Genomic DNA, 11,787 nt, shown 5'->3' on the forward strand with positions numbered 1-11,787 from the left:
CACCACCGTGCCATGGCCGCTCGCCCTTCAGAGCAAGCGCCGTTCTCTCTCCAAAACTTTTTGCAGAACCTTCAGGACACTATCCTCTGTCGCCTCGGCGACATCTCCCCCTCAAGGGGGAGATCAGGTGCGCTGCGCTAGCCTTGCGCTTTCCACGGCAATGCCGAGCAGCGCCTGGCGTGCCAGCGCGATCGACAGATCGGGCCGCCGGCGCGTTTGCAGCACCGCCGTCTGCAAGCGGGTCAGGGCGCGGCCGAGCGCCTCGCTGCTCCAGCGTTCGAGGGCTTTCTCGACCAGCTTGCGCCTGGAGAAAAACACCGGCGGGCGCGCCGCGGCTACGACCGAAGCGGCATTGCGGCCGCCGGCGTCGATCAGGCCGCGCATCGCCTGGATCGTCTGCAACTGCCGCATCGCCGATGAAAGCACCAGGAAGGGCTGGCCGCCAGACTGGCAATGGCGGGTGAAGGCGCTGTCGAAGTCGGCGATCCTGCCTTCGAGCAGGGCGTCGACGGCCGCATCGAAGGAGAGGCCGGAGACATCGCCGGATGTCGCCTTGACGTCGTCGAGGCCGATTTCGGCCTGGCCATGCGCATAAAGCACCAGCTTTTCGATCTCGCCGCGCGAGGCCAGCCGGTCGCCGCCGAGGTTGCGGCGCAGCGCCTGCCGCGCCTCCAGCGTCATCGACATGCCAGCCTTGCGCAGTTCGTCGTCGATGACCGTGTCAATGTCCCTGGCCTCATCGGCGTAGCAAGGCAGAGCCATGGCATTGTCCGCCGCCTCCACCACGCCGCGCAGGCCGACGCCCTTCTTCAGGTCACCGGCCTCGATCAGGATAATGGCATCGCGCGGCGGCTCGGCGGTCAGCGCCCTGACGTCGTCGGCAAGCGCCTTCTGAGCGCCGGCATTGCGCACCCATAGCAGGCGCCGCTCCGAAAACATCGGCACGGTGTGCGCCTCGTCGAGCAGCCGGCCCTCGTCGCGATCGACCTCCGATCCGTCCAGCCTGACCACCGAGAACGGATCGTCGAGCGGCAGGCCGGTCCTGGCGGCAAAGGCCTTTGCCCGCTCGGCGACCAGCCCGCGATCGGGACCGTAAAGCAGCACGATCGAGACGCGCGGATCCGGCTTCGCGAGCCATGAATCGACCTCGTATGCTTTCTTCTGTGCCATGGTGTTGTGGTTAGCATGGCGAGAGCTCCGGGTGAACCACAGGCGCCGGCCTGCTAGTTCTTGTCCTCGGGGGATTGCAGGATGCTATCAGGCTTGAACGAAGTATCGGCAGCACCGAGGCGTTCATAGTCCGTCATTGCCGCGTCAAGCGATTTGTCTTTCTCGACCGACCACAAAGTCACTGAGGCCAGATAATTTGTGAAGGCGTTCTGCTCTCTTGCGAAAATGGCGGCCAAACGCGAGTCGTTTTGGAAAAAGCGATCGAGTTCCTGTTTGATTGCAACGTCATTCTTCGCCAGCGACCGTATAGCCCATACAGCCGATGCCACCGTCATCACACGCATCATGTCTTTTGATGCCTGGCTCTTGGGGCACCCATATTTCCGGCATGCAGCGACAATCATGATATTCTCGGGGCGACCTGGAGCCACCGCACCCGCGAATTTCCCCATAACAAGGCCGATGCGGATTGCGTCCGCCGCGATGCCGTCACGGCTGGTTCGAAGATTTCCCAGAATATGATCTATGTAGGACAAGTCTCCTGTCGCCATATAGGCGCCAAGCAGCAGATCATTGTCCAACGGGACAAAGAGGGGTGTCAACGTTTTCAAAGGCATGGCACCGGGGGATGCTGCATCCTCCAGCTTTCGGCTCGACGCGAAACGCCGCGCTTCGTCCGTGAGACCAGCCTTGTGCAGAGCGGCCAGATAAAGGTCAGCCGCGCGATCGGAGGGCACGCCATCCAGCAGTTTTCGTCGCATCTCCGGCGAGCCGTCGAACAATGCAGCGAAAAACCCGGTTATCGTTCCGTTTTCAGCGCTGGACGGAGCTTGATCCAAGGTTGTGATAAGCCGGTCAATGCAGGCAGCATCCCTCGTGCGATAGTACGTGCCGATGCAATCGTCCGACTGAGCGAAAGCTGGTCGACCGGATCCAACCAGAAAAGCTACAATCGCCAAAGCGACGACGGCCCTCGATCTGCCTTGCATTCCCGCCTCTCTCACAACGATGCCGTCACGATAAGGTCCTGAATGGTAGGCGCAACTTGAATCGCTGGATGTGCGGGCTCGTCAAAGGCAAGCTCACCCCGGGACATATCGTCTGTTGCGGCAATCGTCGGCAAATTTCTGCTAAGTTGCGTGCTGCCGTCCAACATCGACAAGAAATTTCGCAGACACATCTTCATCTTGTGCGCGGCAGGCTGCATCGGCGGGAGCCGAAGGACCGAAGCCCTGCCCGACGAATTGGCACTGGTCCGGCGGTGTGCAAATATCGCGCCGGGCAACAGTGGAGGACCGAGATCATGGCCGATGCCGGAATGTTGCGCTTCCATGTTCCGGAGCCGGAGGTGCGGCCGGGCGGCACGCCGGATTTTTCAGACGTGACCATCCCCAAGGCCGGCTCGGTGCCGCGCCCCGAGATCGACGTCGATCCGCGCACCATCCGCGATCTGGCGTTCTCGATCATTCGTGTGCTCAACCGCGCCGGCGAGGCGGTCGGGCCGTGGGCCGGCCTGCTTTCCGACGAGGAACTGCTGGAGGGGCTGCGCCATATGGTGACGCTGCGCAGCTTCGATGCGCGCATGCAGATGGCGCAGCGCCAGGGCAAGACTTCCTTCTACATGCAGCATCTCGGCGAAGAGGCGGTGAGCTGCGCCTTCCGCAAGGCGCTGGCGCCGGGCGACATGAATTTTCCGACCTATCGGCAGGCTGGGCTGCTCATCGCCGACGGCTATCCGATGGTCACGATGATGAACCAGATCTATTCGAACGAGGCCGATCCGCTGAAGGGCCGGCAGCTGCCGATCATGTATTCGTCGAAAGAGCACGGCTTCTTCTCGATCTCCGGCAATCTGGCGACGCAGTACACCCAGGCGGTCGGCTGGGCGATGGCTTCGGCGATCAGCAATGACCAGAAGATCGCCGCCGCCTGGATCGGCGACGGCTCGACCGCCGAGTCCGACTTCCATTCGGCGCTGGTGTTCGCCTCGACCTACAAGGCGCCGGTCGTGCTCAACGTCGTCAACAACCAGTGGGCGATTTCGACCTTCCAGGGGATCGCCCGGGGCGGCTCCGGCACTTTTGCTGCCCGCGGACTGGGCTTCGGCATCCCGTCGCTGCGCGTCGACGGCAACGACTATCTCGCCGTCCATGCGGTGGCCAAATGGGCGGCGGAGCGGGCGCGCAACAATCTCGGGCCGACGCTGGTCGAATATGTCACTTACCGCGTCGGCGCCCATTCCAGCTCCGATGACCCGTCGGCCTACCGGCCGAAGGCCGAGTCCGACGCGTGGCCGCTCGGCGACCCGATCGTCAGGCTGAAGAACCACCTCATCCAGCGCGGCGTCTGGTCGGACGAACGCCACGCCCAGGCCGAGGCGGAAATCCTCGACACGGTGATTTCGGCGCAGCGGGAGGCCGAGCGCCACGGCACGCTGCATGCCGGCGGCAAGCCCTCGGCGCGCGATATGTTCGAGGGCGTCTATGCCGAGATGCCGCCGCACCTCAGGCGCCAGCGCCAGCAGGCGGGAGTCTAACCATGCCGCGACGGACCATGATCGAGGCAATCCGCGACGCCATGGACGTGTCGATGGCGCGCGACGAGCGTGTCATCGTCTTCGGCGAAGATGTCGGCTTCTTCGGCGGCGTCTTCCGCTGTACGCAAGGCCTGCAGGCGAAATACGGCAAGAGCCGCTGCTTCGATGCGCCGATCAGCGAATCCGGCATTGTCGGCACGGCCATCGGCATGGCCGCCTACGGGCTGAAGCCTTGCGTCGAGGTGCAGTTTGCCGACTATGTTTATCCGGCCTATGACCAGATCGTCTCGGAAGCGGCGCGGCTGCGCTATCGATCGAACGGCGACTTCACCTGCCCGATCGTGGTCAGGATGCCCACCGGCGGCGGCATTTTTGGTGGCCAGACCCACAGCCAGAGCCCGGAGGCGCTGTTCACCCACGTCTCCGGGCTGAAAGTCGTGGTGCCCTCGAACCCGCATGACGCCAAGGGCTTGCTGATCGCCGCGATAGAGGATCCCGACCCAGTGATCTTCCTGGAACCGAAGCGGCTTTATAACGGACCCTTCGACGGTCATCACGAGCGGCCGGTAACACCATGGTCGAAACACGAGCTTGGCGAAGTCGCCGACGGCCATTACACGGTGCCGCTCGGCAAGGCGGTGATCCGCAGACAGGGCGCTGCGGTCACCGTACTTGCCTACGGCACGATGGTCTATGTCGCCCAGGCGGCGGCCGAGGAGACCGGCATCGATGCCGAGATCATCGATCTGAGAACGCTGCTGCCGCTCGACCTCGAGACGATCGTCGCCTCGGTCAGCAAGACCGGGCGCTGCGTGGTCGTGCACGAGGCGACGCTGACATCGGGGTTCGGCGCCGAACTTTCGGCGCTGGTTCAGGAGAACTGCTTCCACCATCTGGAGGCGCCGGTGGCGCGGGTCACCGGCTGGGACACGCCCTATCCACATGCGCAGGAGTGGGACTATTTTCCCGGTCCTGCGCGGCTAGGCCGCGCGCTCGTCGAAACGATGGAAGCCTGAGGGGGAAGACGATGGGCGAATATGTCATCAAGCTACCCGATGTCGGTGAAGGCGTCGCCGAGGCCGAGCTGGTCGAATGGCAGGTCAAGGTCGGCGATCTCGTGCGCGAGGACGCCGTGCTGGCCGCTGTGATGACCGACAAGGCGACGGTCGAGATTCCCTCGCCCGTCGATGGTGAGATCCTCTGGCTGGGTGCGGAGATCGGCGACACGGTGGCGATCGGCTCGCCCATCGTGCGCCTGAAGGTGGCCGGCGAGGGTAACGTCAAGCCGCCACGGGACGTTGAGGCGGGCGCCAAGCGTACCCCCACCCTTAACCTTGCCGGGGCGAGCCACGGGTCTCGCCCGTCCTTCGGACCCCCACAAGGGGGAGGGGGACGAGCTTCGGCTCCCAAGGCCGACGCCAAACCAGTCCCACCTCCGTCAGGAAGCGCTTCTGTGCGCGAAAGTGAGCCGGCAACGGAATTCCCCTCCGGCGGGGGTACTGCGCCGATCTCCGGCGCGCGGCGTCCGGAGGGCGAGAAGCCGTTGGCCTCGCCGGCCGTCCGCCTCAGGGCGAAAGAGGCCGGCATCGACCTGCGGCAAATTGTGGGGAGTGGCCCGGCCGGCCGTATCCAGCATGAGGACATCGAAGCTTTCCTGGCGCGCGGACCCGGGCCCGCCAAGATTTCCGGGCTTGTCCGCAACGAGGCGGTCGAGGATATCAAAATAGTCGGGCTCAGGCGAAAGATCGCCGAGAAGATGACGCTGGCCAAATCGCGCATCCCGCACATCACCTATGTCGAAGAGATCGACGTCACCGCGCTCGAGGATTTGCGCGCCGCGCTCAACAAGGAGAAGCGGCCGGGCGCGGACAGGCCGAAGCTGACGCTGCTGCCGTTTCTGATGCGGGCGATGGTCAAGGCGATCGCCGACCAGCCAAACCTCAACGCGCTGTTCGACGACGAGGCGGGCATAATCCACCAGCATGGCGGGGTCCATATCGGCATCGCCGCGCAGACCCCGTCGGGGCTGGTGGTGCCGGTGGTCAAGCACGCCGAGGCGCGCGACATCTGGGATTGCGCAGCCGAGGTTGTCAGGCTGGCTGAGGCGGCAAAATCCGGCACGGCGACGCGCGACGAGCTCTCTGGATCGACCATCACCATCACTTCGCTCGGGGCGATGGGCGGTGTGGCGACGACGCCGGTGATCAATCATCCGGAAGTGGCGATCCTCGGCGTCAACAAGATGATGATGCGGCCGGTGTGGGACGGCACCCAGTTCATCCCGCGCAAGATGATGAACCTGTCCTCCAGCTTCGACCACCGCGTCATCGACGGCTGGGACGCTGCGGTGTTCATCCAGCGGATAAAGGCGCTGCTGGAAACGCCAGCGCTGATTTTTGTGGATTGAGGAGATGAATAGAATGTTGGGGCGGTGCGGAACGATCGGGAGGCTGGAGGGACAGCGCCCCCCTCTGCCTTGCCAGGCATCTCCCCCACAAGGGGGGAGATTGGCAGTTTCCGCGCTCCGACCGCTCCTGCGACGGCGGCGATTGGCGAAGGCGGAGGCGAGATCCAATCTCCCCCTTTGTGGGGGAGATGTCCGGCAGGACAGAGGGGTGCGCGAAGGATCGCCACAGAGCGCCCTTTTCCGAGCCGCTGCATGGGGCACGACATGAAGGAAATCTCCTGCAAGCTGCTCGTCATCGGCGCCGGCCCCGGCGGCTATGTCTGCGCCATCCGCGCCGGCCAGCTTGGCATCGACACGGTTATCGTCGAGTTCGGTAAACCGGGCGGCACCTGTCTCAATGTCGGCTGCATCCCGTCCAAGGCGCTGATCCATGCGGCCGAAGAGTTCGAAAAGGCGTCGCACATGGCCGGCGGCAAGAGCCCGCTCGGCATTTCAATCGCAACACCATCGATTGATCTCGAAACGACCATCGCCTGGAAGGACGGCATGGTTAGCCGGCTTAACAGCGGCGTTGCCGGCCTGTTGAAGAAGGCCGGGGTCAAGACCGTGCACGGCTGGGCGAAATTCCGTGACGGCAAGACCGTCGAGGTCCAGACCGAAACCGGGATGCAGGTGGTCCGCGCCGAGACGGTGGTGATCGCCACGGGCTCGGCGTCGATCGAATTGCCGTCGCTGCCCTTCGGTGGGCTGGTGATATCGTCCACCGAAGCGCTGGCGCTGAGCGAAGTGCCGGAAAGGCTTGCCGTCGTTGGTGGGGGCTATATCGGGCTGGAGCTCGGCATCGCCTTCGCCAAGATGGGCGCCAAGGTGACCGTGGTCGAGGCTTTGCCGCGCGTACTGGCGCAATATGATGCCGAACTGACCCGGCCGGTGGTGAAGCGGCTCGCCGAGCTCGGTATCGAGGTGCTTGTGGGCGCCAAGGCCAAGGGGTTGTCGACCAAGGGCGATGCGCTGCTGGTCGAGACGAAGGACGGCAAGAATGCCAAGATCGTTGCCGACAGGATTCTGGTCACCGTCGGGCGCAAGCCGGTGGTCGAAGACTGGGGGCTCGAGCAGATCGACCTCGACATGGCGGGAAAATTCATCCGCATCGACGACCAGTGCCGCACCTCGATGCGCGGCATCTTTGCCGTTGGCGACGTCACCGGCGAGCCGATGCTGGCGCACCGGGCGATGGCGCAAGGCGAAATGGTCGCCGAGATCGTCGCCGGCCACAAGCGCAGCTGGGACAAACGCTGCATTCCCGCTATCTGCTTCACCGATCCGGAGCTGATCACCGCAGGCCTGTCGCCGGAGGATGCAAAGGCCCGTGGCGAGATCAAGGTCGGATTGTTCCCCTTCGCCGCCAATGGCCGGGCGATGACGAAGATGGGTGAGGAGGGCTTTGTCCGGGTCGTTGCCCGCGCCGACAACCATCTGGTGCTCGGCATCCAAGCGGTCGGCCAAGGCGTGTCGGAACTGTCGACGGCCTTCGGCCTGGCGCTGGAAATGGGCGCGCGTCTGGAGGACATTGCCGGCACCATCCACGCCCACCCGACGCAAGGTGAGGGTTTTCAGGAAGCGGCGCTGAAGGCGCTCGGGCAGGCGGTGCATGTTTGAGGGCAGCTGATCTCCCCCCTTGAGGGGGAATTGGCCGGCAGGCCAGAGGGGGTCGGTTCGACTGGATGCGACCTCCCTTGCGACAGATGGAGGTTAGCGCTCTACGCGAGGCGACCCCCTCTGTCGCCTTCGGCGACATCTCCCCCGCAAGGGGGGAGATCGGCAGCTTCGCCGTCGGGCAACCGCACTCACCCCGCCAGTCGGCTAACCATCTCGTGCTGCGCGTAGGCGCGGCCGAAGCGGTTGGCCAGGAAGGCGTCGAGCGCGATGTCCTCCTGCTTGATGAAGCCCTCTGCCGGCAAGGTGCCATCGGCCAGCATGTCGAGCACGGCACAGATCGCGGACGCAGTGGTGATCTGGATGGCGCTGCGCACCGTATCGCCGACGCGCCTGGCGTAGATCTTGTTGGCGTAGGTCTCCTGCAGCAGGCGGCCGTTCTTGCGGCCGCTGACGGTGACGAAGACGATGACCACGTCCTGCAGCGTCGCCGGCAGGGCGCTTTCGAAAATGTCCTTCAGCACGTCGCGGCGGTGGCGCAGGCCGAGGTCGTTGAGCAGCGCCTTCATGATCGCGGCGTGGCCGGGGTAGCGGATGGTGCGGTAGTTCAGCGTCCGCACCTTGCCTTTCAGCGTTTCGGCCAGCGTGCCCAGCCCGCCCGAGGTGTTGAATGCCTCGTAGGTGACGCCGTCGAGCGAGAATTCTTCACGCTCCTCCAGCGGCGGCACTTCGACCAGCTCGCCTTCGACGATCGCCTCACAAGGCTCGCAATATTCGTTGATGACGCCGTCGGTGCTCCAGGTCAGATTGTAGTTCAGCGCATTCGACGGGTATTGCGGCAGCGCGCCGACCCGCATGCGCACGCTTTCCAGCGTGTCGAATCGGCTGGCGAGATCCTTGGCAACGATCGAGATGAAGCCCGGCGCCAGCCCGCATTGCGGGATGAAGGCGCTGTTGCCGGAGCGCGCCAATTCCTTGACGCGCCTGGTGCTGACGACGTCCTCTGTCAGATCGAGATAGTGCACGCCGGCGCTGGCCGCCGCTTCGGCGATGCGCGTGGTCAGATGGAAGGGCGCGGCGCTGAGCACCGCGAACTTGCCGGCCAGGGCGGCTTCGAGGGTGCCGACGGCCTCGATATCGAGTTCCAGCGTCTCTACGCCGGCCAGCAGTTCGGCCGCGCCGAGCTGCGCAGCCGAGCGGTCGACCAGGGTGACATGGTAGTCGCCCGTGGATGCCAGCATCTCGGCTATGGTCGAGCCGATCTTGCCGGCGCCGACGACGATGATTTCCTTCATGACCGGTCCCTCGCACCAATGTTAAATAGACGGCTAGAATCGCAGCTTGCCTGTCGAAAGGAAGCGTGGGATTGTGCAAAACGCAGTCTCTGTTTGGCCAATACGCCGGCAAGGTTCGTCGAAATGCTTAGTGATGCCGACCAGGCGCTGCTTTCCCTGCTGCGCATCAATGCACGCGCCTCGACCGCCGAACTGGCGCGGCGGCTGGGCGTCTCACGGACGACGGTGCAGAGCCGGATCGAGCGGCTGGAGCAGCGCGGCATCATCACCGGCTACGGCGTCAGGCTCTCGCCGGATTACGAACAGGGACTGGTGCGGGCGCATGTCCTGCTCACCGTCACGCCCAAGCTTGCCGACAAGGTGGTGCGCAGCCTGCAGGCGCTGCCGCCGGTACGGACGCTGCATTCGGTGAGCGGCAATTTCGACATGATCGTCATCGTCGAGGCGCCGTCGATCAGGGATCTCGACACGCTTCTCGACCAGATCGGCGCCATGGACGGGGTCGAGCGGACGTCGTCGTCGATCATCCTGTCGACGCGGATCGATCGCTGAGCGGGCTGGTGTCGCGGGTCCAGACGCTGGCGGGACAGCGCCCCCTCTGCCCTGCCGGGCATCTCCCCCACTTGGGGGGAGATCGGCAGCTTCGCTGGCAGCGCACCTTTTGCAAGGTCGGTGGTTGGCGAAATCAGTGATGACGGCCAATCTCCCTCCTTGTGGGGGAGATGCCAAGTAGTGGGAAAGAGGGCAGGACAGAGGGGGGCGCGAAGGGTCACCGAGCGTCGTGACCAAGCTGGCGCTCCCGCAGCAAAGCGATATAGCTTCCAAAATGTTGGATGAGAACCGCGGTGGCAGGCATAAGGGCGGTCACGCAAGATTTCCAGAGGAGGCCTCCTTGCCCAAGCAGTGTTTCGGAAAATCCCATGTGCCGTTGTCGCCGGCGGTCAGGGCCGGCGATTTCGTCTATGTCTCCGGCCAGGTGCCGGTCGGCGGCGACGGGCTGGTGGTCAAGGGCGGCATCGCCGAGCAGACCGAACAGGTGCTGTCGAACATCAAGGCGGCACTGGCGCTGGCCGGCTGCACGCTGGACGATGTGATCAAGACCACGGTCTGGCTCGAGGACGCGCGCGACTTCGGCATCTTCAACACGGTCTATGCCCGGCATTTCCCGAAAGATCCGCCGGCACGCACGACTGTGGAGTCACGGCTTATGATCGACATCAAGATCGAGGTCGAAGCCGTCGCCTACAGGCCGGCCTGACGGAAAAGCGGAGACAGGCGCAATGCAATTCGATCTCCTGATAAAAGGCGGCCGCCTCATCGATCCGGCGTCCGGCCTCGACGCACAACGCGATCTGGCGATTGCCGACGGCCGTATCGCCGCGATCGACACCGAAATCCCCTTCGAACGTGCAGCCCGCGTCATCGACGCCACGGGCTCCATCGTCGCGCCCGGCCTGATCGACCTGCACAGCCATGTCTATTGGGGCGGCACGTCGCTCGGCGTCGATGCCGACCGGCTTGCGGCGAAGAGCGGCACCACCACCTTCATCGATGCCGGAAGCGCCGGCGCCGGCAATTTCCTCGGCTTTCGCCGCCACGTCATAGAGCGCTCGAAAGTCCGCATCCTGGCCTACGTCAACATTTCCTTTGCCGGCATATTCGGCTTCTCGCAGACCGTGGCGGTCGGCGAGTGCAGCGACCTCCGGCTCTGCGAACCGCGCGAAACGGTGGCGGCGGCGCGCGAGCACGCGGACGTGGTTGTCGGTGTCAAGGTCCGCTCGGGTCGCCATGCCGGTGGCACCAGCGGCATCGCGCCGGTCGATCTCGCGCTCGAAGCCGCCGACAAGGCCGGCCTGCCGCTGATGGCGCATATAGACGAGCCGCCGCCCGGCCGCTCGGAAGTGCTGCCGCGGCTGCGCAAGGGCGACATCCTCACCCACTGCTTCCGGCCGTTTCCCAACGCGCCGGTCTTCGCCTCGGGGGCGGTGCGGCCGGATATGCGGCTGGCGCGCGAGCGCGGCGTCATCTTCGACATCGGCCACGGCATGGGCTCGTTCGATTTCGAGGTGGCCAAAGCGATGCTCAGCGAGGGTCTGGCGCCGGACGTGATCAGCAGCGACGTGCATCTCTACTGCGTCGACGGGCCGGCCTTCGACATCCTGGTCTGCATGTCGAAACTGCTGGCGCTCGGCATGCCACTGGTCGAGGTGCTGCGCGCCGCAACGCAGCGGCCAGCGGAAGCGATCGCCAGGCCAGATCTCGGCAGGCTGGCGATTGGCGTGGTCGGTGACGTCGCGGTGCTGCGTCTGCGTCCAGGCCACTTCACCTTTGTCGATTCGGTCGGCGCCTCGCTGGTCGCCGAGCAAAGGCTGGTCTCGGCCGGCATCGTGGTCGGCGGCACCTGGTGGCCGAACGAGGCGGTGGACGATCTCGGCGAGACCGAACGCTTCGAAGCGCATGCGCACGACACGCATGTCGAGGTGGCGAGCCGGCATTTCGGACATAGCCACGATTGACGGCGATGTGGCTCCCCTTCTCCCCTTGTGGGAGAAGGTGTCGCCGAAGGCGACGGATGAGGGGTGCTCCAGCTTGGCACCCACGGCGATCCGTCCAACACCCCTCATCCGTCTCGGCGCTACGCGCCGATCCACCTTCTCCCACAAGGGACCTGTTGCGCAGTCATGAGCAAAAGCTTGCGGCGGCGGGGTTGCGGCGGTTGTTCG

The 11,787-nt window shown here is 64.7% G+C and carries 10 protein-coding genes; 7 read left to right on the forward strand and 3 right to left on the reverse strand.

The window, feature by feature from the left end; genetic code table 11:
- Positions 1–123: 123 nt before the first annotated feature.
- Positions 124–1,170, reverse strand: a complete 1,047-nt coding sequence (holA, locus tag NKI01_RS30505) for a DNA polymerase III subunit delta (RefSeq protein ID WP_352481323.1) — start codon at positions 1,168–1,170, stop codon at positions 124–126.
- A gap of 53 nt (positions 1,171–1,223) precedes the next feature.
- The gene (locus NKI01_RS30510) at positions 1,224–2,159 is read right to left on the reverse strand and encodes a hypothetical protein (RefSeq protein ID WP_352965791.1); all 936 of its coding nucleotides are present in this window, start codon (positions 2,157–2,159) and stop codon (positions 1,224–1,226) included.
- 314 nt (positions 2,160–2,473) lie between these two features.
- Here NKI01_RS30510 and NKI01_RS30515 point away from each other — a divergent pair, with 314 nt between their 5' ends.
- The 4 genes from NKI01_RS30515 (at position 2,474) to lpdA (ending at position 7,772) form a co-directional block, all read left to right on the forward strand.
- On the forward strand, positions 2,474–3,706 hold the full coding sequence (locus NKI01_RS30515; protein ID WP_352965794.1) for a 3-methyl-2-oxobutanoate dehydrogenase (2-methylpropanoyl-transferring) subunit alpha: 1,233 nt from the start codon (positions 2,474–2,476) through the stop codon (positions 3,704–3,706).
- A 2-nt stretch (positions 3,707–3,708) separates the two neighbouring features.
- On the forward strand, positions 3,709–4,722 hold the full coding sequence (locus NKI01_RS30520) for an alpha-ketoacid dehydrogenase subunit beta (RefSeq protein ID WP_352965797.1): 1,014 nt from the start codon (positions 3,709–3,711) through the stop codon (positions 4,720–4,722).
- Between the two features lie 11 nt (positions 4,723–4,733).
- Positions 4,734–6,113: a dihydrolipoamide acetyltransferase family protein gene (locus tag NKI01_RS30525; RefSeq protein ID WP_352965800.1), complete on the forward strand. Its 1,380-nt coding sequence runs from the start codon at positions 4,734–4,736 to the stop codon at positions 6,111–6,113.
- 264 nt (positions 6,114–6,377) lie between these two features.
- Positions 6,378–7,772 carry a dihydrolipoyl dehydrogenase gene (gene lpdA / locus NKI01_RS30530; RefSeq protein WP_352965812.1) on the forward strand — a complete coding sequence of 465 codons (1,395 nt, stop codon included), beginning with the start codon at positions 6,378–6,380 and terminating at the stop codon, positions 7,770–7,772.
- 188 nt (positions 7,773–7,960) lie between these two features.
- Here the strand turns inward: lpdA and NKI01_RS30535 are convergent, their stop codons facing one another.
- The gene (locus NKI01_RS30535; protein WP_352965803.1) at positions 7,961–9,064 is read right to left on the reverse strand and encodes a saccharopine dehydrogenase family protein; all 1,104 of its coding nucleotides are present in this window, start codon (positions 9,062–9,064) and stop codon (positions 7,961–7,963) included.
- Between the two features lie 123 nt (positions 9,065–9,187).
- Between NKI01_RS30535 and NKI01_RS30540 the strand changes: the two genes are divergently transcribed.
- The 3 genes from NKI01_RS30540 to NKI01_RS30550 all read left to right on the forward strand — a co-directional run bounded on the left by NKI01_RS30540 (position 9,188) and on the right by NKI01_RS30550 (position 11,580).
- Entirely contained in the window at positions 9,188–9,616 is a 429-nt protein-coding gene (locus NKI01_RS30540; RefSeq protein WP_352965806.1) for an Lrp/AsnC family transcriptional regulator, read from the forward strand.
- 340 nt (positions 9,617–9,956) lie between these two features.
- On the forward strand, positions 9,957–10,322 hold the full coding sequence (locus tag NKI01_RS30545; RefSeq protein WP_352815950.1) for a RidA family protein: 366 nt from the start codon (positions 9,957–9,959) through the stop codon (positions 10,320–10,322).
- 22 nt (positions 10,323–10,344) lie between these two features.
- Complete coding sequence (locus NKI01_RS30550) at positions 10,345–11,580, forward strand: amidohydrolase/deacetylase family metallohydrolase (protein ID WP_352965809.1); 1,236 nt, start codon at positions 10,345–10,347, stop codon at positions 11,578–11,580.
- Positions 11,581–11,787: the final 207 nt, after the last annotated feature.

Source organism: Mesorhizobium sp. M0815 (assembly GCF_040319995.1).
GTDB lineage: Bacteria > Pseudomonadota > Alphaproteobacteria > Rhizobiales > Rhizobiaceae > Mesorhizobium.

Bases quoted from the DNA above. Each gene is read 5' to 3' on its own strand.
- holA (WP_352481323.1), bottom strand. From the start codon at position 1,170: ATGGCACAGAAGAAAGCATACGAGGTCGATTCATGGCTCGCGAAGCCG.
- NKI01_RS30510 (WP_352965791.1), bottom strand. From the start codon at position 2,159: ATGCAAGGCAGATCGAGGGCCGTCGTCGCTTTGGCGATTGTAGCTTTT.
- NKI01_RS30515 (WP_352965794.1), top strand. From the start codon at position 2,474: ATGGCCGATGCCGGAATGTTGCGCTTCCATGTTCCGGAGCCGGAGGTG.
- NKI01_RS30520 (WP_352965797.1), top strand. From the start codon at position 3,709: ATGCCGCGACGGACCATGATCGAGGCAATCCGCGACGCCATGGACGTG.
- NKI01_RS30525 (WP_352965800.1), top strand. From the start codon at position 4,734: ATGGGCGAATATGTCATCAAGCTACCCGATGTCGGTGAAGGCGTCGCC.
- lpdA (WP_352965812.1), top strand. From the start codon at position 6,378: ATGAAGGAAATCTCCTGCAAGCTGCTCGTCATCGGCGCCGGCCCCGGC.
- NKI01_RS30535 (WP_352965803.1), bottom strand. From the start codon at position 9,064: ATGAAGGAAATCATCGTCGTCGGCGCCGGCAAGATCGGCTCGACCATA.
- NKI01_RS30540 (WP_352965806.1), top strand. From the start codon at position 9,188: ATGCTTAGTGATGCCGACCAGGCGCTGCTTTCCCTGCTGCGCATCAAT.
- NKI01_RS30550 (WP_352965809.1), top strand. From the start codon at position 10,345: ATGCAATTCGATCTCCTGATAAAAGGCGGCCGCCTCATCGATCCGGCG.